This is a genomic window from Schaalia odontolytica, assembly GCF_009730335.1.
Taxonomy (GTDB): Bacteria; Actinomycetota; Actinomycetes; order Actinomycetales; family Actinomycetaceae; genus Pauljensenia; species Pauljensenia dentiphila.
This window is the reverse complement of record NZ_CP046315.1, coordinates 1,886,577-1,912,941: the sequence shown is the minus strand read 5'-3', so window position 1 is coordinate 1,912,941 and position 26,365 is coordinate 1,886,577. Positions and strand designations below refer to the sequence as shown.

Annotated in this window: 14 protein-coding genes and 1 pseudogene; 5 read left to right on the top strand and 10 right to left on the bottom strand. The window is 60.7% G+C overall.

Annotated elements, in window-relative coordinates; genetic code table 11:
• Positions 1 to 5,718: 5,718 nt before the first annotated feature.
• Entirely contained in the window at positions 5,719 to 6,252 is a 534-nt protein-coding gene (locus FOC40_RS08330) for a hypothetical protein (RefSeq protein WP_155844134.1), read from the bottom strand.
• Between FOC40_RS08330 and cas1 (FOC40_RS10795) the strand changes: the two are divergent.
• The 3 genes and pseudogenes from cas1 (FOC40_RS10795) (at position 6,160) to cas2 (ending at position 7,540) form a co-directional block, all read left to right on the top strand.
• A pseudogene (cas1, locus tag FOC40_RS10795) lies at positions 6,160 to 6,835 on the top strand (CRISPR-associated endonuclease Cas1). The gene FOC40_RS08330 and the pseudogene cas1 (FOC40_RS10795) overlap by 93 nt on opposite strands.
• Positions 6,828 to 7,262 carry a CRISPR-associated endonuclease Cas1 gene (cas1, locus tag FOC40_RS10785; protein ID WP_081445510.1) on the top strand — a complete coding sequence of 145 codons (435 nt, stop codon included), beginning with the start codon at positions 6,828 to 6,830 and terminating at the stop codon, positions 7,260 to 7,262. The pseudogene cas1 (FOC40_RS10795) and the gene cas1 (FOC40_RS10785) overlap by 8 nt, the downstream one beginning before the upstream one ends.
• Positions 7,259 to 7,540 carry a CRISPR-associated endonuclease Cas2 gene (gene cas2, locus FOC40_RS08315; protein ID WP_003794737.1) on the top strand — a complete coding sequence of 94 codons (282 nt, stop codon included), beginning with the start codon at positions 7,259 to 7,261 and terminating at the stop codon, positions 7,538 to 7,540. Before cas1 (FOC40_RS10785) ends, cas2 begins: the two co-directional genes overlap by 4 nt.
• 4 nt (positions 7,541 to 7,544) lie before the next feature.
• Here the strand turns inward: cas2 and FOC40_RS08310 are convergent, their stop codons facing one another.
• Genes FOC40_RS08310 through cas6 form a run of 7 tightly spaced genes read right to left on the bottom strand, consistent with a single transcriptional unit; the run spans position 7,545 to position 18,537 of the window.
• Positions 7,545 to 9,752, bottom strand: coding sequence for an RAMP superfamily CRISPR-associated protein (locus FOC40_RS08310; RefSeq protein WP_003794739.1), 2,208 nt, complete (start codon positions 9,750 to 9,752; stop codon positions 7,545 to 7,547).
• On the bottom strand, positions 9,745 to 10,338 hold the full coding sequence (locus FOC40_RS08305; protein ID WP_003794740.1) for a hypothetical protein: 594 nt from the start codon (positions 10,336 to 10,338) through the stop codon (positions 9,745 to 9,747). Before FOC40_RS08305 ends, FOC40_RS08310 begins: the two co-directional genes overlap by 8 nt.
• Positions 10,335 to 13,148, bottom strand: a complete 2,814-nt coding sequence (locus FOC40_RS08300) for an RAMP superfamily CRISPR-associated protein (protein ID WP_003794741.1) — start codon at positions 13,146 to 13,148, stop codon at positions 10,335 to 10,337. The genes FOC40_RS08305 and FOC40_RS08300 overlap by 4 nt, the downstream gene beginning before the upstream one ends.
• A complete protein-coding gene (locus FOC40_RS08295; protein WP_039929279.1) occupies positions 13,145 to 15,235 on the bottom strand; it encodes an RAMP superfamily CRISPR-associated protein in 2,091 nt (696 codons plus the stop codon). Before FOC40_RS08295 ends, FOC40_RS08300 begins: the two co-directional genes overlap by 4 nt.
• Positions 15,232 to 17,205, bottom strand: a complete 1,974-nt coding sequence (locus FOC40_RS08290) for a hypothetical protein (RefSeq protein WP_003794744.1) — start codon at positions 17,203 to 17,205, stop codon at positions 15,232 to 15,234. The genes FOC40_RS08295 and FOC40_RS08290 overlap by 4 nt, the downstream gene beginning before the upstream one ends.
• 13 nt (positions 17,206 to 17,218) lie before the next feature.
• Positions 17,219 to 17,884, bottom strand: coding sequence for a hypothetical protein (locus FOC40_RS08285; protein ID WP_003794745.1), 666 nt, complete (start codon positions 17,882 to 17,884; stop codon positions 17,219 to 17,221).
• A gap of 20 nt (positions 17,885 to 17,904) precedes the next feature.
• Entirely contained in the window at positions 17,905 to 18,537 is a 633-nt protein-coding gene (gene cas6, locus FOC40_RS08280; protein WP_003794747.1) for a CRISPR system precrRNA processing endoribonuclease RAMP protein Cas6, read from the bottom strand.
• Between the two features lie 630 nt (positions 18,538 to 19,167).
• Here cas6 and FOC40_RS08275 point away from each other — a divergent pair.
• Positions 19,168 to 21,603: a S8 family serine peptidase gene (locus FOC40_RS08275; RefSeq protein ID WP_196773374.1), complete on the top strand. Its 2,436-nt coding sequence runs from the start codon at positions 19,168 to 19,170 to the stop codon at positions 21,601 to 21,603.
• A 210-nt stretch (positions 21,604 to 21,813) separates the two neighbouring features.
• On the opposite strand, the gene FOC40_RS08270 is transcribed toward FOC40_RS08275, so the two are convergent.
• The gene (locus FOC40_RS08270) at positions 21,814 to 23,211 is read right to left on the bottom strand and encodes a dihydrolipoyl dehydrogenase family protein (RefSeq protein WP_003794754.1); all 1,398 of its coding nucleotides are present in this window, start codon (positions 23,209 to 23,211) and stop codon (positions 21,814 to 21,816) included.
• Positions 23,212 to 23,428: 217 nt separating this feature from the next.
• Here FOC40_RS08270 and FOC40_RS08265 point away from each other — a divergent pair, with 217 nt between their 5' ends.
• On the top strand, positions 23,429 to 23,683 hold the full coding sequence (locus FOC40_RS08265) for a type II toxin-antitoxin system Phd/YefM family antitoxin (RefSeq protein WP_003793167.1): 255 nt from the start codon (positions 23,429 to 23,431) through the stop codon (positions 23,681 to 23,683).
• 26 nt (positions 23,684 to 23,709) lie between these two features.
• On the opposite strand, the gene hrpB is transcribed toward FOC40_RS08265, so the two are convergent.
• On the bottom strand, positions 23,710 to 26,313 hold the full coding sequence (gene hrpB, locus FOC40_RS08260; protein ID WP_003794757.1) for an ATP-dependent helicase HrpB: 2,604 nt from the start codon (positions 26,311 to 26,313) through the stop codon (positions 23,710 to 23,712).
• Positions 26,314 to 26,365: the final 52 nt, after the last annotated feature.

Below are 26,365 nucleotides of genomic sequence, written 5' to 3'. Positions count from 1 at the left end.
AAGCGTTACCTGGGCGTGTCTTAATGCACCGTTTGTTGCTCGGTGCTTTATGACCAGACGAAAGGACAACACCAAATGGCTGGTGGAATGGAGTCTTAGCGCACCGTTTGGCGCTCGGTGCTTTATGACGTGGGCTACAATCCGGTCATCCAGAAGTTCGCGGCCCACCGGTCTTAATGCACCGTTTGGCGCTTGGTGCTTTATGGCCGCAGCAACCTCGCGCCGACGGTGAAGGCCCTCATGGAGTCTCAATGCACCGTTTGGCGCTCGGTGCTTTATGACCCGGTGGCAGCAGGCGCACCGGTGGCGGGAGCGCCTGCCGGTCTTAATGCACCGTTTGGCGCTCGGTGCTTTATGACCCTTGCAATCGACAGCCAGGATCCGTCCTCGATTGCCTTGTCTTAATGCACCGTTTAGTGCTCGGTGCTTTATGACTGGGATGCAACTGATCATGTGGCGTGGGTAGCGCCGCTGGCGTCTTAATGCGCCGTTTGGCGCTTGGTGCTTTCTGACGGTGATCCGGACGGACAGGGCGACCTGAAGCGCAAGACGTCGTAATACACCTGATAGCGTTCGGTGCTTTATGACCAGGACTCACCCAAGCATTCATGTGCCAACTCGGAATTGAGTCTTAATGCACCGTTTGGCGCTCGGTGCTTTATGGCCGGGGATGCTGCTTCACTCACCAATCCAATCAATCCAGAAGGTCTTAATGCGCCGTTTGGCGCTCGGTGCTTTATGAATTCGTGATATTTACACACCTGTTCTTGGCTTCGGTTGGTCTTAATGCACCATTTGGCGCTCGGTGCTTTATGACCGGCGACTTCGCATACGTCCCGTATGGAATCAACGCTGCGTCTTAATGCGCTGTTTGGTGCTCGGTGCTTTATGACGGACAAGATTCGCGCCGAAAACGCGATTATCCCCGGGTCTTAATACACCGTTAGGCGCTCGGTGCTTTATGGCCTATCAAAGAGGCTCTTAAGACTTTCTTCGTCAACGAGTCTTAATGCACCGTTTGGCGCTCGGTTCTTTATGACGGGGCGGGTTGGAGTTGGTTGTGACTGAGGTTAGTCCTAGTCTTAATGCACCGTTTGGCGCTCGGTGCTTTATGACCGCCGTCGAAACCATCCGCCCCCGCCTCGTCGTGTGGGAGTCTTAATGCACCGTTTGGCGCTCGGTGCTTTATGACTCTGTAGTCGAACACGGAAACATCGTCGAGGTAAGCCGTCATAATGCAGCGTTTGGCGCTCGGTGCTTTCTGACCCGACCACAATCTACAAGAAGCAGAAGTTCGACTGGTCTTAATGCACCTTTTGGCGCTCGGTGCTTTATGACTTGCAGATCGCGATCGACACGGGCTTCATCGAGTGGGTCTTAATGCACCGTTTGGCGCTCGGTGCTTTATGACCGTGCGATCGTGAGTGCGACAAAGAGTGCATTAGCGGAAAGTCTTAATGCACCGTTTGGCGCTCGGTGCTTTATGACCAAGCCGTCTGATCGGTTCGCGTGCTACATCAAGCGCGCGTCTTAATGCACCGTTTGGCGCTCGGTGCTTTATGACCCGAGCTGCTCGCCATCGTGGTTGACCTGCGTGATTAGTCTTAATGCACCGTTTGGCGCTCGGTGCTTTATGACGCATCCGAGGCGCTCTACAGCAAGCTCGCCGCGTTCGAGTCTTAATGCACCGTTTGGCGCTCGGTGCTTTATGACACCCCCTTATGCAGTTGTGTGTGCTTAGCCGCTGATGTCTTAATGCACCGTTTGGCGCTCGGTGCTTTATGACCGCCTAAAAACGGTCCCTCACTCTGCAGATATTACTTGGTCTTAATGCACCGTTTGGCGCTCGGTGCTTTATGACTTTCTAGAAATGAAAAAACCTTAACCCCAGTTTAGGGGTGTCTTAATGCACCGTTTGGCGCTCGGTGCTTTATGACGGAACTCTCATGACCCTCAAGCTCTCCACTTTCGTTGTGTCTTAATGCACCGTTTGGCGCTCGGTGCTTTCTGACAGAAACAAAGAGATACCTTAATATCGAGAATGAAGACACGTCTTAATGCACCTTTTGGCGCTCGGTGCTTTCTGACCGGACTCCTATCCAGGTGGGCACCTGCGACGGGTCTTAATGCACCTTTTGGCGCTCGGTGCTTTCTGACCTTTTAGGGAGTGATTTTATCATGCGAAGAATCGGAGTCTTAATGCGCCTTTTGGCGCTCGGTGCTTTCTGACTCCTCTCGTCGTTGACATGACCCGGACAAGTTCTGCGGTCTTAATGCGCCTTTTGGTGCTCGGTGCTTTCTGACGAAGCTCGACCGGCTCTACCCGGATCCAATCATGTTCAGGTCTTAATGCGCCTTTTGGCGCTCGGTGCTTTCTAACTGGTCAAGACGATGGGCGCAAAGATCGCTTTCACGGCAGGTCTTAATGCGCCTTTTGGCGCTCGGTGCTTTCTGACCGAAAGATGGAAATCATTTTTGAAATGATTCCTGCAGTCTTAATGCACCTTTTGGCGCTCGGTGCTTTCTGACAGGTAACCAGTCCACACCGCAAGTGCAAGTCTTGCACGGGTCTTAATGCACCTTTTGGCGCTCGGCGCTTTCTAATATCTACGACTCCGACCAGATCAGCAACAAACTCTGCCGGTCATAATGCACCGTTTGGCGCTCGGTGCTTTCTGACGTACACCACGAGGTGACACCCAACCACGGCGGGAGCATGTCTTAATGCACCGTTTGGCGCTCGGTGCTTTCTCACCGGTAAGCATGTGACGGTTGAGACGTTCCTACCCAAGTCTTAATGCACCGTTTGGCGCTCGGTGCTTTCTCACGGCCTGCTGCCGCAGGCGTCTATCGACGAGCGCGGCGAGTCTTAATGCACCTTTTGGCTCTCGGTGCTTTCTGACCCGCGGTAGAAGTAGACAAGAAGCCCATCAAGGAAGTCTTAATGCACCGTTTGGCGCTCGGTGCTTTCTGACCAATCACAACCACAACTGAAACACACAAGAGAATATTCGTCTTAATGCACCGTTTGGCGCTCGGTGCTTTATGACCGATAAATACATCTCATTCGACGGTTTGGCACAGCATGTCTTAATGCTCCGTTTGGCGCTCGGTGCTTTCTGACAGAGATTCTTGCCCAGCCCTTGGAAGCGTTCGACGTGGCGTCTTAATGCACCGTTTGGCGCTCGGTGCTTTCTGACCCGATCCAGGGTAGCCCATGCCTCCGATGGAATACCGAGTCTTAATGCACCGTTTGGCGCTCGGTGCTTTCTGACCAAGTGTCGACCCTGATACGTACATCCGTATCGTCGCGTCTTAATGCACCTTTTGGCACTCGGTGCTTTCTAACCCAAGGGCAGTGGCGGCGGTAAGTCCGCCGGCAAGAAGGCGTCTTAATGCACCTTTTGGCGCTCGGTGTTTTCCGACGAAACCGCCGACCTCCTCACTGCCCACGCAGCAAACCTGTCTTAATGCGCCGTTTGGCGCTCGGTGCTTTCTGACAGAACATGAATCTGTTGATAAACGATACGCTCAGCGAGTCTTAATGCACCTTATGGAGCTCGGTGCTTTCTGATGTGCTGTCGATAACGACAAGTTCAACACCTCTCTACCCAAGCCTTAATGCACCTTTTGGCGCTCAGTGCTTTCTGACGGCGGCAAGTTCACTTTCACCATCGACGAGGGGGTGAAGTCTTAATGCACCTTTTGGTGCTCGGTGCTTTCTGGCGATCCTCTTGGGGATTATCGGCGCGATGTCTCTGTCTTAATGCACCTTTTGGCGCTCGCTGCTTTATGACGTGGGAAAACGTGCAAGGAGCGCTCAGTGCAAGAGCGTCTTAATGCACCTTTTGGCGCTCGGTGCTTTCTGACGGTTCTATGGCTGTCGGCTTGTGTCAGACGCGCCTTGATGGGTCTTAATGCACCTTTTGGCGCTCGGTGCTTTTTGACGTTCTGGAGATACCACTGCTGAGTATTCGCCGGGTATCGGTCTTAATCCGCCTTTTGGCGCTCGGTGCTTTCTGACGTGTAACAAGTGTGGTACACCGCTCTGGTATGGGCGGTCTTAATACACCTTTTGGCGCTCGGTGCTTTCTGACTACTCGTCGCCTCTTCCACCAACCGATATGAAGCCTATCTTAATGCACCTTTTGGTGCTCGGTGCTTTCTGACCGGTAATTGTGGTAGAGGTCACGGCTTACGTGGTGATTCTGTCTTAATGCACCTTTTGGCGCTGATCTTGGAGGGTTGTTGGAAAATGTTGCATGCAATTCGGCTTCCACCCTTCAAGATTTGAAGCTACACCGTTGACATATCGCGGTTTTCGCCGTTCATTGAAGTTTGGACTAAGGGAATTGCATGCGAAATTTTCGGGCGCTCGGTGCTTTCTGACGCGGGCCTTGGCACGGGCAAGACGGCCATGAGCGTGTGGAAGTCTTAATGCGCCTTTTGGTGCGCGGTGCTTTCTGACGAGTTCTGCGAGGAAGTCAGGGAAGCCGCGATCAATGAGTCTTAATGCACCTTTTGGCGCTCGGTGCTTTCTAACGGCTGTTTTAAGCCCATTCAAGGCCGGTCAGAAAAACGTGTTAATGCACCGTTTGGCGCTCGGTGCTTTTTAACGGGCGAGCAGCGCGTGATCGGTGACTCTCTCGCTCCGATGTCTTAATGCGCCTTATGGTGCTCGGTGCTTTCTAACCCTATGCAAAGATTTCTTACCAGACCGCATGGTTGAAGCAGTCTTAATGCACCTTATGGCGCTGATCTTTGAGGGTTGTTGGAAAATGTCGTATGTAATTCGGCTTCTCATCCTTCAAGACTTGAAGCTGTACCGTTGAGATGTCGCGGTTTTCATCGTTCGATGAAGTTTGAACTAAGAGAATTGCATGCGAAATTTTTTGGGTGCTCGGTGCTTTCTGACTGTGCACTACCGCGACTGGAAGGCTGGTGAGAATGGCTGGTCTTAATGCACCTTTTGGCGCTCGGTGCTTTCTGACCTCAACTACTGGGACGGGCGAGACCTTTTTGAGGGCGTCTCAATGCACCTTTTGGCGCTCGGTGCTTTCTGACACTCGTGTTCTCCGTGTGGCGTGACGGCATGAAGCTACAGGTCTTAATGCACCTTTTGGCGCTCGGCGCTTTCTGTCTGCGCTCACAAAGGAGCTGTCCTCTCGCGGCGTAGATGAGTCTTAATGCACCTTTTGGCGCTCGGTGCTTTCTGACTGCTCGGCGTGTCGTACCCCCTGTGGCTAGGGGAAACGCCATGTCGGATCGCCAGTGGTTGAAAAAGCACCCCTCCGACCAGCAAGCACGAGGCCAGATTACCAGACTTTTCGTTGCGACTGCCCGCATCGCCGCGGAATGCCTGCGGGGCCGACGCTGTCCCGGAAATCGCCGCCATCGTCGGCGTGTCGCTCTTCCATAACGCTTCACACTTGTAGAGGAACCGCAAGGACCTTCAGTGGAAGGACAGACGATGACGACACCCGCCACGGCCTCGTCCCTGAGAGAAGCGACCAGCCCCGAGGCCCTCATTCGCGCCAGACGCCGACTCCTCACAGCACACCCGGACCCCACCAGAGCGAACACCCCACGCCGGGAAGCCTCACCGACGAACAACTCCGCGTCCTCGCCGCCCACGACTGGGCACCGCCACGCATCGTCGCACTCGACGTGAGCACTCTCACGACGACTGACACCGTCACCCGTGCGCTCCTGGCCGTATCAGTGCGCGAAAGCCTCGAACGCCGCCTCGCCGCGGAACACCCCCACGGCACCTAGGACGACACGCGCGCAGGACACGACGCATTCAGCAGAGGAGTCGTCGACGACTACGACCATGGCAACCACCACCTGGCGCGAGCCACCATCCGCCCGGCCGACCCAGGCCTCGTGACCCGCGCGGCACTCTCTTACCTGGGCCTGCCCGACGCCGACGCGCCCATTATCGACGAACTCGCCCAGGCCTCGGACCCCAACCCGATCGCGAGCGTGCTTGCTGACGCCGCTCTGCTCGATCTTGACAGGTACGCCACTGGGGCAGGCCTGCTCTACTCGCGCGTCGGAACCACCCTCGTGCTCGCGGCACCAATCGACCAGCGCTTGGCCGAGGCCATCGATGCCGTCGCCGCCGCGGCCATTGGCGCGGGCGCGCGCCTCACCGACGTGACGGCCCAGTACATTGACGAGGAGAAAGCCCTCGCGAGCATCGGCATCGACCCGTGGGACACCCGGTCCAGCGACGAACCCACAGGCCAAGCCGATCGCATCCTCTACGTCGGCCGCGATGGCGCGCGCGTCCATGTCAAAGTGGGCCGCGTCCTCGTCGACGCGCCCGGCTCGCTGCTCGCGACCTCCGTCCCTAAAAACAGCGTCACGCGCATCGTCCTGTCAGGAAACGTCGGCCTGTTCGCCGGCGCGCGTTCGTGGGCGATGCGCAGCAGCGTCGACGTCGTGTGCCTGTCGCGGCGAGGCTCCTACCAAGGTGCCCTCATCGGTGCGAACAGGGGAGCGCACGCGAGCCGACTCCTCGTGCAAGTCGCCCTCACCGGCGACCACGAGCGGCGCGTCCGCCTGGCTGCCAGCCTCATCGGCGCGAAAATCCGCGGCCAAATCCACGTCCTCACCCGCATCGCACGACGCGACGAAGCCGTGCACGTCGCCGACACAACCGCGCACATGCACGCTTGGCGGCGCTCCCTCGCGGGCGCGCACACTCGACGAGATCATGGGCATCGCAGGCGCGTGCTCCAACGCCTACTTCGACGCGCTCGCCGCGTGCGTACCCGCCGACGTGACCTTCGACGGGCGCAGTCGACGCCCCACCCCGCGACCTGCCTAACGCCGCCCTGTCCTACGGGTACGCGATCCTCCTGTCCGAATGCGTCGGCGCGCTGCACGCCGCCGGGCTCGAACCGACACTCGGCATCGCGCACGCACCCACCGACAAGCGACCCAGCCTGGCGTTGGACCTCATGGAACAGCTCCGCCCACTCCTGGTCGACCAGACCGTCATGGCGCTCCTGCGCACGCGCAAACTCCGGCCCGAACACGGCGTCGTCGAGGCCGAGGCCGGGGGAGTGTGGCTGGGCGCCGACGGCAAGAAAATCCTCGTCGACGCGTACGAGGCCGCCTGCCAGCGATCCGTCACCGGTGCCCTGCCCGGATACTCGGGGTCGTGGCCCAGACACATCGCCCACTCGGCGCAGATGCTGGCACGCGCCATCGACGAACCCGACTACCCGTGGAGCGGGGTCGCCTGGCGATGATCTACATCATCGCCTACGACATCGCCGACAACAAACGGCGCCTCCGCGTCGCCAAAACACTGGAATCCTGGGGCTACCGCATCCAAGAATCCGTGTTCCAACTCCGCCTCGACACAGCCACTCTGGCGCGCGTGCGTGCTCGGCTTGCCGCCCTCATCTCCGAATCCGAAGACGTCATCCACATCTACCCCATCTGCTCATCCTGCGCCGGCCGCGCCGACATACTCGGCGCGGCCATAGCGCTGGACGACGTGGGGTTGTGCCGGGGAGTGTGGTAAGGGGTTAGCGGCGATTCTTCTTTCGTCGTTCGGGAACGGAAATAGGAGCGCCACTCTTGGAACCCCAAAGGACACCAGGTTCGACTCCGGCGCCTTCAACTGGAAGGCCTGTCGCCCAATCCGTCCGGTTGTTCTCCTTGTTCTCATCAAGCGTGAAGTGTCGAACGTCAAATGCGTCGTCATATCCGAAGCATGAACGCTGAAAAGCCTCAACCCAAGGTGCCATCAGATATTCTCTGGGAACCTGAAATTGAGTAGGATCGGTAATCGTCGCAACGGTACCTAGACAGCCCGTCAACTGAGTGTAGGCCGAACACAACGATGGTGTATCTCCGTTATTAGCGACGCTTTTGCTTGCCTGGAGGCCATCAGGAGAAAGAGTAACCTCCACAATGCCGAGACCGAGTGGTTTTCCGGTGCCGAGTCGTAGATAACCGACCTGATCCGATGGAGTGCTACTCGTTCGTTGTTGACGTTGAACCCGTGGAACAAGATTTGTTGGATCCAAAATCCAAAGGAGCCATGCTAGCTCAAAATGAGTTAGTGCTTCATAATGAATGGTCGCTTCAAACTTTGTGCCTGCTTTGACGTATGACTTCACCTCGGGTGTAACGTTGTCGGTGTCGCTCCGCGTTTTGAGTGCCTTCTTGGGGAATCCGGTCTCTTTGTCGATTAGTGCCCATGCGCTTCGGTCAATAGGGTAAGTTGTGGCCCCGAGCGCCTGTTTGGGCTCGGTTGAGAAATATTGACTTCGCCTGACCTTATGTCCGGATGAATTGATGTTCGACCCATCGACACGTGTTAAGAATCGCCGTGCAGAGGAAGGGCGAGGATTTAAAAGCGGCCTCAATCTCAGTACGGAATCCCCTATTCCCTCACCGTCGGACAAGCTAACATCGGTCACCGAAATTCGTCCCTTAAATGAAGAAGCGGGATCGCTATCTCTATCAAAATCTGATCGCGTCTTATCGTGATACGCTACGTAGCCAAACAGACGATCGGCTGGAGATAGTTCGAAGAAATGTTCGGCAGGGTCTACGTGAGAGCGCTTTGCAACTGCCAGAGGAGACATTGCGTAGGCATTGCGGCCGACGGAAATGGGTACGAGTGCATCTACTATCTTTTTGCCTGTCGAGTTCTCTGACAGGAGCGAGTAGGCGCAGAAACTGGCAGTCTTCTTAGTGAGTATCTCTTCGTTTTGGCGGATGAAGATGTTTGGCGTACTTCCCGCTTCGCTATCCCAGTTGCGTAAATAACTCTCGAGTACATGGAAATACTTCTCGATGGGAGATGGATGGCTGTCGGTTCCTGCGGGAATAGTCGCCGTTTCGGTCGGACTGTTGCGCTCTATAAAGAAAACGCGTTCCCCCATCTTTTGTTCGAAAGTGCTAGCATTTCTTGAAATGTCGTCCGGGTCTGTGGTGAGATATACATATCCTCGCTGTTTGATTAATTTCTCATTCAAGTCTTCCCCGGTGAGTGTGTTCTCATCAAACAGTGGAATGCGTCTTTGTGGTTCTGTGCTAGTGTACAGCGCGTAGATGAACCAGTATGCGTATGTTCCATTGTCGACTAGCTTTGCGTCGAACTCAACTGGACGGTATCGTTGGCCTTGGAGTGGGCGAACTAATTCCAATAGGCGTTTGTTGTTCATTCCTGGGGCAAACTTTGTATTATCCCCTTGTCGCGTTCGAAGCGTTGCTGCCATCATGACGGGAATTGGTCGACTGTTGTTATTTCTTTTAACTGATGGCAGCCTGTCGTGAGTTCCCGTAAGCAAAACTGCTGTTCTCTTATTAGGTTGCACGAATGCGGGGACGAGTTTTTGGCATTCTGCGGGATCCATACGATATGTGAGGGGATCTGAGTAGTCTCCGAATACCCGCAGGCGGGACGAGGTAACCCTTTCATAGGCGTTAGACAGCATACCCTTCACCATCGTTGCGGGTAAAATGGGAACCGTACGTGTCGCTTTCCCCCTGTCCTTGACTGTCGTTGTAGGAACTGAGATTGCACCGGTATCTTCGTCTACATTTCCGTAAACGAGTGGTGTTTTTGCAGTAATTGAAAACCTTATGGATCCGCTCCAAGTGTGTGCTGGGAAATGGTCTAGTGATGATGGTTCTCGGTCGGCGAGTTCCGGGTAATTTTTGAGCGTGGTGTTGGTTCGTAGAACAGGAATCCTATTTGCCGCTGCGTGAATCTCAGGCATTGTATTTCCACTCTCCCGTAAATAGTTGGTCCACGACGACCGTGTTTCCGTACTTATCTTCTTCGCGTATGAACTCGACTGCCGTCATCTGCTTGGTGGTGGCGTTTTCTTTGCTCTTGCCTGTCTGAGCGGAGGGGGCCTCCGAGGTTGAATCTGCATCACTGTCCGCTGCGGACTCGTGCTGCAGATAGCTCACCTTGTGGAACCATCCACTGACGGGTTTTGGCTCCGAGCCTTCGGACGCTGCGTTGGTTGTGCCTTTCGTGAGTGTCAGCTCAACGGCACCCACGCCGTTTACCCAACGGAACTCGTGGGCAAGCGTCGAGTCTGCGCTGTCACTGTCAATGACCTGCCAGAGGCGGATCTCATAAGTGCGTGAGTCATCGAAGCTTGCGGACTTTACATCCGGCACTCGTTGCGTACCGTTGGTTGTCCATACAATGCCGGCGAACTCGTGGGCAGCAAATTTCTCATCGATATACGCAGTGAGCGCAGTAGCGTTACCGATTATGTGATTGGTTGTCGTTAGGTGGCAGGGGAGCAGGTTTGTTGCGTGCCCGTGGTTATCGATATTTGTCTCATTCATTGCTCGTCGCTCTCATTAGGCGTGGAGGCCCCGTTTGTTGGCTCTTCGAGCTTTTGTAAACGTTCAGCCCAATCCTCATATGAGGGTTCTTTCTCTGTCTTGTTTCTCAGATAGGCCAGAAGTGCTGTTGCGCCTCCGCGCGCATCATCTTCACTGCTATCGTTGCGTTTCCACAAAAGCTCTTCTGGTGGAGTATTTACGACCTGACCATCAGCGCCAGCCACGCTGAGGCTCGTTACCTCAACTTGGCCGTGGCCTCGGGTTGTCCTGCCTCCGAGCGGAAGCGTGCCCGCGCTGAGTTCCGCTAGGGCAATACAAAGGAGACACCAGGACGCTCGGACGAAGGGTAAACACTCGTCGAGTGATAGGCCGCCGATACCCGATTCGGTCTTCACGTTCTGAAGAAGACGTGCGGTGTCAACCTCGATCACGATGTCATTCCACGTCGCGTGCGGATAGGTCACCTCGTTGAACAGGAGCCCCTCGACGACTCCGCCGGTCCACCGGTCGATTGCATTATGAGTGACCGTGACTGACGGTCCGGTGTCCTTCGTCGTACAGTCTCGGACTCGAACTGCCCCACGATATTCGGTGGTACCGAACATGTAACGCACGAGCCGTGGCTCTTTGGCCAGTTGCTCGTGAATATCGATGGGTACCTGGTTGCCATCGCTATCTGCCTGAGTGAAGCTCTCGACCTGTGATGGGGGATTATCGGCATACAGTACGGTTCGAGCGATCCGCGAACACCTGGAGCGCAGCGCACCACGAATTGAGGTGCCGGGAAGTAGCAGGGGAGCTGTGCTGTTCTTCCCGTTATTGTCAGCAGTCTTAGCCCTGAGGGGATATTGAGTATTTCCGTCGTCTGCCTGGGGGTCATGCACGAATACGCCCGTCGGTGAATTCCACCCGATCCGCACCGTCGTCGGGCGGAAGTGAGAGGGAACAGAACTTCCCTGATCGTCACCGGGTCCTAGCTCCGCCCACTGTCGAATCAGGTTGATGACTCTTTGCTCAGCCGAGGTTGCTTCGTCACCATCTTCCGCAAAAGCGGTGAGGATACGCGTCAGAATATCTCGTGCAAAGTTTGCTCGAGCCTCGCGCACCTTGCAAGAATCTTCGGGATGGTCGGCTGCCTCGAAGAGAATCTCGACAGGTGATGTATCGTCTGGCAATCCATTGACACGCACACATGAGACCTCGATGAAGCCGAGACCCCCGCCTGTCCCTCCTCCAAGAGGGAGGACTCCCTTGCAGAGGTCGGTGACGGCCATGGTTAGGAGTAGGATAGCTGCTCGCAGGCGGTTTTTGATGGCCGGTCGCTCGCATTCCTGGTCTGACGCGGACACGGTTGAAAGTGCGCAATTGCCGGGGTCCTGACAGATATTCCGACACAGCTGCGCATGGTCGATCTCGATCTCGATTGGATCCCATGTAGCGTGCGGATACAGCAGCTCCGAATACAACGCTCCGTGGGCAGCGCTCCCGGTAACTCTGTCGATCGCGTTGCGCGTGAGTTTAAGAGGCTTGTCCTTTCCCGTGTCTTCTGGTATCTGCCCCTCGCAGTCGTGAATGCGGACTGCTCCCCGGTACTCAGTTGTCCCGAACAAGTAGCGCACGAGGAGCGGATCGGCAGCGAGCTGCTTGTGTACATCCTCTGCCATCGTGAGTTCGTCAGAACCCTCGCTGTCACTGACGATGCTCCGAGCAATGCGAGAACAGTGGGACCGCAACGCCCCGCGGATCGACGTGCCCGGAAGCAGCAGCGAGGCTTTGTCCTCATGCGCGACTTTCGGATAAGTTGCATCCCCGTGATCGGCGCGATGCGTGTCATTGAGGTGCCAGTTGCGCAGTGGCGCTGCGGGTACCGTGTCTTCTTCCGAGGATTTGATGCCGTCGGGTTTGTTCATTCCGACGAACAACCCCGACGGAGCCTGCCACTCGATTCTGATGGACGTTGATGGGTGATTCCCGGTGAGCTTACTGTCTGATTTAAATTTGAGCGGCTCGGACTGGCTAAAGACTACAGAAAGAAAATCGGTAGATTCGTTGTTCCCTGCTTGTTCGCTGAGAATAGCAACCTTCTTACACGACACCTTCTTCCAACGGAGATCAATTGCGCCCCATCCCGATCCTGTCCTGCCTCCGAGGCTGATGAACTCGCCGCCGAGGAGTGTCACGATCGCTTGCAGGGCTTTCTCAACGAGAGCAGGGGGCGCAGGCGGTGTCCCCTTTGTTTCCTTGCTCGGTGTTGTGGACTGTGCATCCTTGTCTTCTGGGGGTTCTCGGGTCGGGTCCTGGGCTTCGGCACTGACACAGATCTCGAAAGTCGTGTCCACGGGCAGGTACTCGTACGCGAAAAGTGCGCCGTCTGCGGCCCCGCCGGTGGCGCGGTCAATGGCCGTGCTCATGCGGTGGGGGAGATCGCCTCTAGTGCGGTCCCACACCACGGCGTGGTGGAAGGTGAGGGCGCTTGCTCGCAGTGCGAGAGATTCGTCGGTTCCATCCCCACGTTGCTTTTTGCGAGTACCGACCTCCCGACGCATCTCACCGCCCCACAGGCTCTTGAGTTCTTCCTCGCTGAAGCCAAGCTCATTCATGTGTTCTTCGAACGCGGCACGAATGGCTCCCTTGATGGAGCGACCCGGCAGAATCGCCTCGCCCAGCCCATTGCGCACGAAAGCGTTCGGCTGCACAGTTCGGCCGTCCTCGTCGGTTATGGGGCGCTCAGGTGCTTCATCGACGCCGCCGGAGTGCAGCGCGGAGACGACGCGCACGGGGATCGTCATGTCGTAGCGGTAGATGGTCATGAGACAGCCTCCGTTGGTGCTGTAAAGCTCTTACTGTCGGTCTTGAATAAGGGCAGCGTCGCTTCCGCCAGCGTGGGGGAGTCCACGAGGAAGCGCCCGTATCCCTGGGGCGTGAGCTCACCGACGCCGATATGCCCGAGTGTCTCGAGTGCCCCCAGATCGTCCGGGGAGAGACGCACTTGGACTACTGAACCCGCTTGGATCGCCAGCCGCGTGGCGCGAGGCGCATTATCCCGCGGCGACCACGAGTCCACACGCCGGTGCCTGATCGCAGTCAGAATCCGTTTACGATTCTTGTCGCCCGAGTCCTGATCGGGGCTCTCCTGAACGACCGTGACCGGAACGTTGGCTCGCCTGAAAGCGAGCTCTAGATCCTCAACGCTCCCGCTTGGTCCCAGAGCGCTCGACCGTGCGAGCACGTCGGACGTGAACCACAGAGACACAACCTCGGTGTGTTCGCAGGACGAGGCCTGGGTTCCCTCATCGGTGACAGGACCTTCTACCGGTGGCGGGGTGCTTCCCACGCGGGTGAAGGTACTACCAACGGTGCAGCGTGCACGACCGAAGGTCCCCGTGAGCTTGCGTGATCCGAGGAAGGCTTGCTGCTCAGCAATGCCGAGGTCGAGCGTAATGGGTGAAGCTTCGGATGTGGCATCGGTGCCGCGAAGTGCGCTCAGTAGCTGTTTCGACACGACAACCGAGGCGTGCAGCGTCAACCCGGCGGGCAGGGCACGCACCAGGAACAGCTGTCCATCTTTCGCTGCGCCCGTCTCCGAATTGATCGCCGTCGACTGTCGACCAATCAGCGAGGGCTTGCCGATCCACCCCGTGACGGGAGCGACGTTCGATTTAACGAATATATAGCGGCCACGTGTGGGGATCGTGTGGTCTCCACATACCTGATCGTTGATTGGGATATGCCTGTTGAAGAGCGTGCAGGGTTGTTTATCGTCTTGTTTGTCCTCGGGAACCTTCTCATTCTCCAAAACGAAAGGAACGGGCAGTCCGGGGGTTTCCCCGTAAACCGGTAGCGCATCGCTGACACGCAGGTCACCGCTGACGATAGCGGAGTTCACGAGGGCATTGCCCGGGTAGTTCTTGCGCAGCAGCCCGTGCAGCCACGGGACCAACACAGTTCCGCGCAGGAAGTCCAACGACCGCACCTCGTTCGAGAAAGGGACCTCGTAGGAAACAACAGGAGATTCAAGAACGATGTCGAGGGACGTTTCGTACCAGGTCGTGTTACCGGACTCCGACTGTTGAAGGTCAGGCATTGCGATGTCTTGGGGGCTGTCTTTCGGAAGATCCTTTGGCAGGGCTGGGATCTCCCGCAAGCTCTCCCGAACGCGGCTCCGCAGGCAATCTGCGAAGGCCTTCACGTCTGCCGACGAATATGTGGGGCTGTCATCGTTATCTCGGTTCGCCAGGATCCGTGTCAGCGCGTCGGCTGCTTTCTCATCCTGCAGGTCAGTCTTCGTGTAGTCCTTGTCGCTGACCGCCACCGTGCACTCGCCGTCGCCTCCGCTGCGGCCCGAGCCGATGCCTCGGACCATGAGGCCCGCGACCCCCAGGAGGAAGTGCGCGGCATCGATCGTCGTCTGATCGGAGAGAGACGCCCCGGCCTCGTCGATGAGCGTGAACGTGCCCGTGAGGATGCCGGCCGCCGCGCGCTCGGTGAAGCGCAGAAACTGGTCGCGCGCCGTCCCCGTCTTTGGGTCGATGGAGAGGGATACCGTGTCGTGGACCGGGATCGACGAGGCCGGGGTCGCGTCCGAGAAGAGAACGTGACGCGGGTGGGGGGTTGAGCCCAGCTTGCTGTTGGGATCCTGGCCGAAGAGCCACAGGGCAAAGTTGGTCCACTTCCCGTCCTTCTGCCCGTCGAGGGCCTTCGCCGCCAGCATTGCCTGCTCGCGCAGGACTCCCGTGATGACCGTGCCGCGCACGACCGGGTCGTCGCCGCAACGCTCGATTGTTGAGTGCGTGCGTCCCGCGTGGCCCACGCCTGTGGATACGCCCCAGTCGGACGTAAACACGATGGTCACGTGGCCGCTTGCGGTAGGAGAAGTGGTAGGTGAATTGGTGGTCACTTGGCACCTCCTTCGGTGGAATTATCTGCTGCTTCCGCGGAGCCAGAGATGTCGGCGTCCCCGCGAATCCGGCAAGCGATGTACCCGTCAGGCAAGTTCTCGGACAGGTCGATCAGGTCCAGGAGCCACTTGATCTGCTCGAGGGATTCGCCAGCCTCATCGGAGCTCGACGAGTGAGGTGGGAGAAGCTTCAACTGTTGGGCAAGGAGTCCAGCACCGGGGGCGTTCTGTAGCGCGTCGCCCCACTCTGTTGCGGCCTGCTCTTCCTTGCCTTCCGCGAGGAGCTTGACGATGCGGTTCGCGCGGGCACGTGGGAACGGATCGCCGACCGTCTTGCCGGGGGAATCCGGGTCCTTACCATCAAAGGCGGCGACCGCTTGGAGGACTTTCTTCCACTGATCCTGTGCTTGTGGCGCTCCTCCGGAAGCCGAGGCTGTGGTTGCTCCTCCGATCCGCTCCGGCGCGTAGTGGCCGATCAGGAAGGGGCGCTGCGTGCGGCCCTCGTACTCCTCCAGCGTGTCCTGCGGGGCGAGGACTGTCGTGTCGCGCAGCACGTGGAAGTCGATCGTCGAACAGGGAGAGGCCCCCGGCTTCTTGCCGAGCTTTTTTCCGCGCGAGACCAGGCCTTCCGCCAGGTCGTAGGCGATGTGGAACGGGAAGTTACGGCCGATGATGGCCACGCCCGCCGAGGCCGTGAGCGGACCCGGATCTGGCGCACGAGCGATGACGGCGAGTTCCCTCAGAAGATCGTCCTCGCCGGTGAGGCGCTCGTAGTGGCGGATGTAAGCTTCAGCGAAGGGAATCGCGTATCGCCCGTCCGTGTAGACCGTGACGTCGTCGCCGCCCACCAGCACCGGAACCACGGGAAGGGTCTTAAGGCGATTGACGCCAGCGATATTGTCGACGGTTTGCCATGCTTCAGCCACCGCTTGATTGACGACTCCGTCGAGACGGTAGTTGACCTCCATGACGAACCACTGGAAACGATCATGTTTGATCGAGCACGGGTTGTCTCTGCGCTGATACGCCGCGTCTTTGAGCGAGTCAAGGCGCGCGTCGACTGTGTCGAAGGCTCTGCCGAGGTCACGCATGATCGCACCCACGCCATTGCCATCGATGTGGATCACGCCGACGGAGGACAGCTCCGGGAGAGGCTTCGTGGCCCCGTCCTCGTCAGACACATCCTGAAAGGCCCTCTCAAGCTGAAATGGGTCCTCGTTCAGGTTCCCGATTCGATCTCTGACTTCCTCGTCGCTCAGACTCGAATCCTGGCGCGCGATGACTTCCCTCAGCTGCAATCGGCGCGCCGAACGCGACCATGTGCGCTTGACTCGCGACGGAAGTGACAGAGACCGATCCTTGTCCTTTCCCGTCTGCGTTGGGACCTGACCGTGGTCGTCCGAAAGAATCGGAACCATGAGTGAGCCACCCGCGTACTCGCGGATCCTGTCGAGCTCCTCCTCCGAGAGTGCGGCCGACGCGGGGAGGGCGGACTCGTCCGCCCTGTCCAGGAATGGGAACTGTGGGAAGCGTGCCAGCGCCGGGCGGCGGTTCAGCGAGTACTCTAGGAACACGCTATCAAGCGCGTTCAGGTCACCCGCATCAACCGTGTTGGATGACGTCTGAACAACGACTCCCGTGACGTCGAGGCCTGGGGCATCGGTCAGCGCTCGGAGGGTGACCTCTCGGATCAGTTGTCTCGCTAGTTTCTCCGGATTTCCGTCAGATTCAGTGAATCGGACGATCACCTTGCCGGACGAGTCCGACACCCAGAAGGAGGCTGGGAGGGCCTTTATTCCTTTCTCGATGGTAGACATGGAAGGAAGCTTCATATCAAACGCGGCTTCCTTCACCCAACGGGACAGGAGCGTGATCTCGAAGGAGGCCCCGATCTGCTCGCGCAGGCGAGGGGACGAGAAGATAAACGGCTGATTGCTGTTCGTCTGCAGCATGACAAGGGTACTGCCCATATCGGTGTGCCTTTCACTCTCTATTTCGCGGGGGAAGAGTAGTTAGGAGTGAATGAATGTCGCTGAGAATTCGTCCTTGAGCATTGACGATAGTGCTGAAGCGTCGCTCAAAGAAGGTCTTAGTGACATCCGCTGTTCGATCAAGTGTTCCGAGGGTGAGAACGATGAGTGCTTGCGACTCCGTCAGTTCATTGATAACTCTGGTCAATTCCGACTCACCTTTGACAAGTTTGTCCGCGGTAGGGCCGTCTTGTGGCCGAGGTCCGGAATACCAGTCAAGATCCAGTGATAGAACAACTAGATCTGACTCGCTTGAAACGGACATCGTGCTTGTGATGACCTTGCTCTTGATGAGAGCGGACTTCTTTATGTCCTCGTGCAGTTTGGATGTTAGGGAAGGAGCGCCGATTAGCTGAATTGTGCGTTGGGTTAGGCCGCTGGCAAGCCTGGAATTGTAGTGGTCGAGGACTGATGTTGCGATGGCGTCCCCGATGACTCCCGCGATTAGGATACCAAATATTGAGTAGATGAACGGAAAGGCGAAATTCTCAGCAATTCCATGCCATGTCTCATTTTTCTGTTGGATGTACTCGAGTAGGACAAAGATGGTTATGATAGTGCTTCCAATGAGGAGAAGCGTGAAAATGCACAACCGATTCCTGTGCGACGGGATACTCATTACTAACTTTCTTTCCTTTCTTACGCTGCGACGGCGTCTATGACACCCATGCCATAGCTCGTGTGTGAGCCGACGTTCGTGTATGCGGACAGCGCCATGAGGCGCGAGAAGACTCGGGTGGCCTCGGCCCCCTCGACGCCGCTGATGCGGAGGTGTCCCTCGTGGGCCGGGATGCGGCGCGAGCTCAGGCGGCCCTGGCCAGAATTACGTGGCATCGCCAGTGACACCATGGATGAGCGTGTGTAATCCTGCGTGGCCAACACGCTCGCCATCTCATGCCGATTGATCCGCGGGGGAGCGAGCCTCCTATTCCATGCCCACCACCTCTGCTGCAGGCTCGTAGCAATCGTCGCAGGATTCAGCCCCGGGACGTGCTGCCCCTTGCTTGAAAAAGTCGTTGGGGTCACCAGACGTACCTCCCACGTCGTGTCCCCGTCTCGTTCGACGAGCTCCTCCCAGGACTCCTGTGCGATCACTTGCCCCTCGACTGCAACGAGCACCGCGTCATCGTCGGTGCCTGCGCCAAGGCGCATCACGCCGCCCCATGACAGCCATGCATCCAGTGTGTCAACCAGGCGATCGTCCAGGAAGCGTACCTCGACGCCAAACGTCGACTCTGAACGGCTTAGCTCGCCGAGTGAATAGGGCTTCACTCCACCAGAACCATGAACGGGGCGGTGTGCCAGCGTCGGAAACTGCGCCGCCCGCTCGGGGCTCACCCCGGGCGGCAAGTCCAGAACCGCGGACAGGGCGGCATGTAGCCTTCGCGGTGTCGCTGGCACCTGCCCTGGTGCGTCAAAGTTGATGTAGACGGACGCTGGCATCGTTGCCTCCCACCACTGGCGTGTGACTGACGCTACTGACCGTAGCACATATGTTTTGGTAGTTCATGTGCAAATGTCAAGCTGTTTGGTCGTTCTGTCAGAATGAGAGGTGCTATAGTTGCAACGTTTGCTGGCAAGACTACTCTCGATAACGTTATGATTGTGAATGAGTGTCTAATGATCCGGTTGGTAGGTTTTACTGCTCGGCCATGTTGCTCGCGGAGCTTTGTTGTGACGGGGGTTCAACGGTGCGCGTTGATGCCTCTTCCGATCGAGCATTGGCGCATCGTTCCCTGCTTCAGGGCAATAGTCAAGCATTTTCGACCCAAGGGTCAAGATTTCTTAAAATGTGAAATCCTCTGGAAGGTTTGTCGAAATCCTTGACACGATGGTGCAATGGCGCACCATCCGATGTGCTCGGGAGACGCGCCCCCATCCGTACAGAAACGAGGAACAATGATGCACCAACGCTCATGGAAGACCCTCATCGCGGGAGGAGCCGCCCTCGCGGCCGGCCTGACGATGACTGCGCTCGGCGCTCCCGCACACGCGGCCGGCGTCCCGGGGATCACCTCCGATGCCCGCGCCCGCGACGAGGTGATGAACTACGCGGTCAACCTGCCGGCCGACGCAACCCGCTACGACTTCAATGCGGCCGTGTCCAAGGCCTCGGAGAACGGCGTGGTTCTGGCCCAGTACCCCGAATTCAACTCCTTCTTCGTCCAGTCGGTGAAGGCCGCCTTCGCCCCGACGCTCGGCAAGAGCCTCGTCGATGCCGGCATCTCCTACCACTCGATTGGCCCCACCCGCTACAAGATGGTTACCGGCGCCGAGGTGCGTACCGACCAGCCGCAGACCACCACCTCTGAAGCCAATGCCGTCGCCGACGCCGCGGGCACGCACCCGACCGGCCTGGCCGCCGACTCCCAGCTCAACGACTTCGTCCCCGACGAGGGCGACGCCAACGCCTGGGGCCTGGCCGCCATCGGCGCGATCGACGCGCAGCAGGTCGACGTCCCCCGCGAGAAGGTCACCGTCGGCGTCATGGACACCGGCATCGACCCCGACCACAAGGACCTCAAGGAGCACCTGGACGCCGATCGTTCCGTGGGCTGCCAGGTCAACGGCATCCCCAACACGGACCCCGCCGCCTGGAAGGATGACCACTACCACGGCACGCACGTCGCGGGCACGATCGCAGCCGCGCACAACGCCTACGGCGTGGACGGCGTCGCACCCGACGCGACGATCGTCGCCATCAAGGTCTCGAACGAGGCCGGATCCTTCTACCCCGAGTACGTGGCCTGCGGCTTCGACTGGGCCGCCGAGCATGACATCGACGTGACGAACTCCAGCTACTACATGGACCCCTACGCCTTCTGGATGCCCAACGAGGGCTCGCAGGCCGCGGGTCTTGAGGCCGCCTCGCGCGCGATCCGTTACGCGAAGGACCTCGGCGTCGTCAGCATCGCCGCCGAAGGCAACGACAACGACGACCACGACAACCCGACGATCGACAAGGCTTCGCCCAACGACGTTGAGGGTGCCGCCGCAGAGCGCAACGTCGAGGGCGGCATCGACGTCCCCGCGATGCTCAACGACTCCGTCGTGTCCGTGTCCGCCCTGGCCCTGCCCACCGGCACGGATCCCGCAACGGCTAAGCTCGAACGCTCCGGCTTCTCCAACTACGGTAAGAACTCCGTCGACGTCGCAGCCCCCGGCTCGCGCATCTGGTCGACGGTGCCCACCTGGAAGAAGAACCCGCCCTTCGGCTACCTGTCCGGCACCTCGATGGCCTCCCCGCACGCAGCCGGCGTGGCCGCGCTGATCAAGCAGATCCACCCGGACTACACCCCCGACCAGACGATCGACCTGCTCAAGAAGCAGGCCGGCTACACCTACGACCGCCTCGCCGAGCCGACGGACGGCAAGGAATACCGCGGCGCTGGCCTCGTCAACGCCCTGGCTGCCGTCCTCAAGGACCAGCCGCAGCCGGTCCTCGGCCCCGTTGAATACTCCCGCGACGGCGCCACCGACTGGCGTCCGCTGGCCGACGCCAACCTGTCGGGCACCGTCTACGTGCGCGCCACGGTCGGCGGCCCCGTCACCAACGCCTCCCTGAAGGTCGCTGACAAGGAAGCGGTGAGCGCCACCGGAACCGGTGCCTTCGAGAACAACGAGGTCACGCTCGTGGCCGGACCCTACGCGGCCGCGGACCTGATGACCGACGCCCCCCACGTCGAGGTGACCGTCAGCGCTGAGGGCCGCAACAAGGACGCGCGCGCCGACGACGATGTGAAGGACACCATCTACTTCCACGTGGATGAGTCCGTGCACGAGGACGGTGCCTGGGTCAACAGCGATGGCGGCTGGAAGTACTGCTACGGCAACGGCTCCTGCGTCCGCAACAAGTCCATCGTGATCGGCGGGGAGACCTACTACTTCAACGACGACTCCGTGATGGCGACCGGCTGGGTCAGCTTCGACTCGGCGTGGCACTGGATGAACTCCTCCGGCCGCATGGCCAAGGGCTGGACCAAGGTCGGCGGTGCCTGGTACTACCTCGATCCCGCCACCGGCGCGATGGCCACCGGCTGGGCCAACGTCGACGGCACCTGGTACTACCTGAACGCCTCGGGCGCGATGGCCACCGGCTGGGTCCAGGTCAACGGTTCCTGGTACTACCTGAACGGCAACGGCTCCATGGCCACCGGCTGGACCGCCGTGAACGGCAAGTGGTACTACCTGACCGGCAACGGTGCGATGGCGATCGGCTGGGTCAACGACGGCGGCACCTGGTACTACCTTGACGCCTCGGGCAAGATGGTGACCGGCTGGGTCTCCATCGACGGCACGCGCTACCACTTCGCGCCCTCCGGCGCGTGGCTCGGCTGAGCCAAAAGGGGACGAGGCCGGGGCTGGGACGCTCCGGCCTCAAACCCCGCGTTGAGCGCGCCGACGCCGATCGTGCCTGACGCGATGCTCAACTGAAGACAAACAGGGGCGGGTCCGAACCTAGCGTTCGGACCCGCCCCGTTGTTCCCTCACGCGTCCCGGGAGGGATCCGGGCGCGCCCCCACTGGTGCCCAGGGGCGCGATGGGCTCTCAGCCCAGGGAGTCGAAGAGGACCTGCAGGCCCTCGCCCATGGTCGGGTGAGCGATCGGCAGGAAACGCAGCTGCTCGTAGGTCAGGCCGCCGGCCATGGCGACGTGCACGGCCGTGATGACCTCGGAGACGTTCGGGCCGATCAGCGTGGCGCCCAGGATCTGGTGCGTGTTCGCATCCACGACGGCCTTCCAGAAGCCCTCGCCCGCGTAGCGCATCGTCTTGGCGCGCGGAATTGCGGCCGTGGGGATCTTGGCGATACGCACGTCCAGGCCGGCCTCGCGGGCCTCGCCCTCGGACAGGCCGATGCGGGCCAGCTCGGGGGTGGCGAACACGGCGTAGGGGATCGTGCGGCCCTTCGTGGTGGTGGTCGCATCGTCCAGGGACGCGCCGGTCAGCTGCGCGCGGATGATGCGGAAGTCGGACCAGGACGCGTGCGTGAACATGGGGGTGCCCGCGCAGTCGCCGGCCGCCCACACGCCCTCAGCAGAGGTGCGCAGGTGCTCATCCACCGCGACGAAACCGCGATCGGTCAGCTCAACCCCGGCCTCGTCCAGGCCGATGCCGTCCGTGTTGGGAACGCGGCCCACGGCCACGAGGACTGCCTCGGCGGACACCGTGGAGCCATCGGAGAGCGTCAGGGTGGTCGTGTTGCCCTCGCGCGAGGCGGACTCAGCGCGGCCGGGCACGATGCGCACGCCGGCGGCTTCTAGGCCAGCTTCGACGACGCGGGCGGCGTCCTCGTCCTCGCGAGGCAGCACGTGGTCACCCGAGGAGATGAGCGTGACGTCCACGCCGAATGTCGCCATCATCGACGCGAACTCCACGCCGATGTAGCTGGCGCCGATGATCGCCAGGGACGAGGGGAGCTCTTCGAGGCGCAGGATCTCCTCGTTCGTCCACGCGCCGGACTCCCACAGGCCGGGGATCGCGGGACGCGCCGGACGCGAGCCCAGGTTGATGAGGACGCGCTCGCCGCGGATCGTGCGCTCGCCGCCGTCCTCCAGGGCGATGGTGACCGTGCGCTCGCCCGTGAAGCGAGCCTCTCCGCGGATGAAGTCCAGGCCGGAGGCCGCGAACATCTTCTCGTGCGCGCCGACCATGGCGCCAACGATGCCCTCCTTGTGAGCGCGAAGCTTGGCCAGGTCCACGCGCGCGCCCTGGGTTCCGACCACGCCGAACGCCTCGTCCGAGCGGGCATCGCTCAGGCGACGAGCCGAGTTGACCAGCGACTTCGTGGGGATGCAGGCGACGTTAATGCAGGTGCCGCCGACGAACTGGCGCTCCACCATGGCGACCTTCCAGCCCGCCTTCGCGCGCTCCATCGCGAGGGACTTTCCGGCCTTGCCGCCGCCGACAACCAGCAGGTCAACGTTCTCGATTGCGTTCGTGGACATGTTTCTCCTTGGGTAGTAAAGGGTTACCTATCTCAACGCGCCGTGCCTGGATCTATTCCATCAAGCGGAAATGTCCACCAGGTGGTCACAGCGGGGATGTCTATTTTCACGATCGTTTGGCTGTATGACGCTCGTTTGGCGGGTGTAAGGGAACGAAGGCTCACATAGTGATCGCGCCGTTCGTTCAAACCCCCTTCGGCGTGCTTAGATTAGGGGTATGAGGGCTCTAGAAATTGGTGATTTCAAAGAGGATGTGGGGGCCGCTCTGGCGCGCGCCTCATCCGGTGAAGTCGTCACGCTCACAGAGGAAGGCCAGCCTGTCGCAGAGCTGGGTCCCGTGCGCATGTCGACCTACGCGCAGCTGCGCGAACTGGGCCTTGAGCGCCCCGCTATGACGGACCTCGACGCCTACCAGATGCCATCCAAGAACCTGCCCGACGGGCGGGGGATCGTCGGCAAGCTGGACGATTGATTGCCCGGCGCAGGGGGAGCCGCCGGCTACCCCCGGCGCTTGGCGCGGTTCGTGGGCTCCGCGTGCAGCGGGTCCTCGGGCCACGGATGCTTCGGATAGCGCCCGCGTAGCTGGGCGCGCACGTCCCGGTACGGCCCCGCCCAAAACGATGTCAGGTCAGAGGTAACAGCAGCGGGGCGACCCGCCGGATCCGTCAGATGCAGCACCAGGGGAACGCGCCCGTCCACCAGTCGGGGCGTGTCCGTCCACCCGAACGCCTGCTGGACGCGCAGCGTCAGCACCGGGTGCGCACCGCTCCAGTCGATGGGGCGAGTACCTCCCGCAGGAATCGGCATCTTTTCTGGCGCCAGTTCGTCGAGACGTGCAGCGTCAGGCCACGGCAGCATCGAGCGCAGCGCATCAAGCATCGACACGTTACTCAAGGAACCACCCTGTGCGAGGCGCTTTGCCCAGGGGAGGAGCCACTCGTGGGCGCTGCACGCGAGGGCCTCATCCGACACGTCCGGCCACGGATTGCCGAGCACGTCGTGGAGCACCCGCATGCGCTTGCGCAGGGATGAGGCCTCCTTCCCCCAGCCCAGATCGCCCAGCCCGCGCGCGGCCAGGTGATCGGCCACCAGCGCGACCGCCTCGTCTTCGCTCAGGGACGAGGCCGGGGTGCTCTTCAGGGGGATAGCTCCCAGGGCGCGCGTGCGGGTCGCACGCAAGGCGCCCTTGTCGATGTTGGCCTGCGTGCGGGTTTCCAGCAGTGCCGCGCCCGCCGCCAGGGCGTCTTCCTCGGACAGCGGCACAGCCGCGAGAATACGCGCGTGGCGCGAGGCCGGTGCCCGGTCGATCGAGGCCACGGCCAGCCACTCCTGCCCCTCAAGGGGAGAGCCCTGCGGCAGCTCGGCGCCCACGCCGCCCGCCAAAATGTAGGCCGCGGACCCCGCGCGGCGCCGCGCAATCCACTCCGGGTAGGCCAGTGCGCACGTCAGGGCCAGCTCGTCCTCCCGCGTGCGCGAGCCTGCCTGCTGGTGCGTAGCCACAACGGACGCGAGGGGGTCGTCCGGCGCGGAAGCCGGCAGACGCTGAGCCAGGCGCTCCAAGCGCGCCCGCGTTTCCTTCACCCGCGCCGCCTGCGCGTGTGTGCCTCCCGCATCGCTGGCGCCGCCGCGACCCAGCCGACGCTCGAGCGCACCCAGGTCAGCCCCCGGAACGCGCAGGTCCTCCGACAGGAGGGCCACAAAACGCGCCGCCTTCGACGCCCCCAGGAGCGCGCTCGACGCCAGGAGGGCCCTGCCCAAGGGCGGGTCCAACGGAAGCGACGCCAGCGTGCGGCCGAGAGCGGTGGCGGCCCCGGCCTCGTCGACGGCACCCAGGGATGACAGGCGCTGCCTGGCGGCCTCCCACGTGCCCGCGGGTGGAGCATCGAGCAGGGAGAGTTCCTCCACCGGGGTGCCCCACGAGGCAACCTGGAGGCGTGCGTCCGTCAGGTCCTGCGTGGCGATGCCCGGCGCGGACTGCGCGGGCCTGCGGGCCACGTCCACCGCATCCATGACACGCACGGCGATGCCCGGGCCTGTGCGAGCGGCGCGTCCCGCCCGCTGCTCGAGGCGGGCGAGGGCCGCTGGAACGGTCACGAGAGAGGAGAGGGAACGCCCCGCGTCGAAGCGCGGCTCTCGTGCGAGCCCCGCATCCACGACGACGGACACGCCGGGAACCGTCAGCGAGGACTCCGCGATGGACGTGGAGAGGATGACGCGGCGACCAGAAGCGGGGGAGAGCGCGCGGTCCTGCTCGGCGGCGCTCAGCTGTCCGTGCAGCGCCAGGACCGGAATATCGCCCAGACGCAGGTTGCCTCGGACTGTCTCGATCTCGCCCACTCCCGGTAGGAACACGAGGACCGAGCCCTCGGTGGCGGCAACCGTCTCCTCGACCGTGCGCGCCACGTGCGCCAGGTACTCGCGGCGCACGCCCACGCGCTCGTCCCCGATCGCGCCCACGGCTTCGACGCCGCGTGGCGGGGGAGCGTAGCGCAGCTCCAGTGGAAAAATATCCCCCGGAATATCAACGAGCGCGGGCTCCTCGCCCGTCGAGGCGCGCAGGAAATCAACCGTTCGTGAGGCCTCGAGCGTCGCCGAGGTAAGTGCAACGAAAAGGTCGTCGCGCAGCGCCGAGCGGGCATCCAACGCGAATGCCAGCGTCAGGTCCGTGTCCAGGTCGCGCTCGTGGAACTCATCGATAATCAGCGCCGACACCCCGGGCAGCTCCGGGTCGCGCTGCAGGCGGCGCAGCGCCACGCCCGGCGTCACCATCTCCACGTGCGTACGCTCGCTGACGCGTGAATCCCCGCGCACCGAATAGCCGACCTGACCGCCGACTTCCTCGCCGAGCAGACGGGCAATCCGGCGCGCCGCCGCCCGGGCCGCCACCCTGCGCGGCTGCGTGACGAGAACACGCCCCACCGCAGCGTCGTGCTGGGCCAATGCCACCGCCACCGCGGGCGGCAGCAGCGTCGTCTTACCCGTGCCCGGAGGCGCCGTGATCACCGCGCAGCCACCCGGCCGCGCCGCCGCCGCGATATCGCTCAGGGCGCGCGTGACCGGCAGATGTGGCGGGTGCGAAACGAGTTCGTCAAGGGTGGGCATGGCTTCATTGTGCGTGTTCCCAGGGTGTCCATGCATCCGGGAACCATCCACC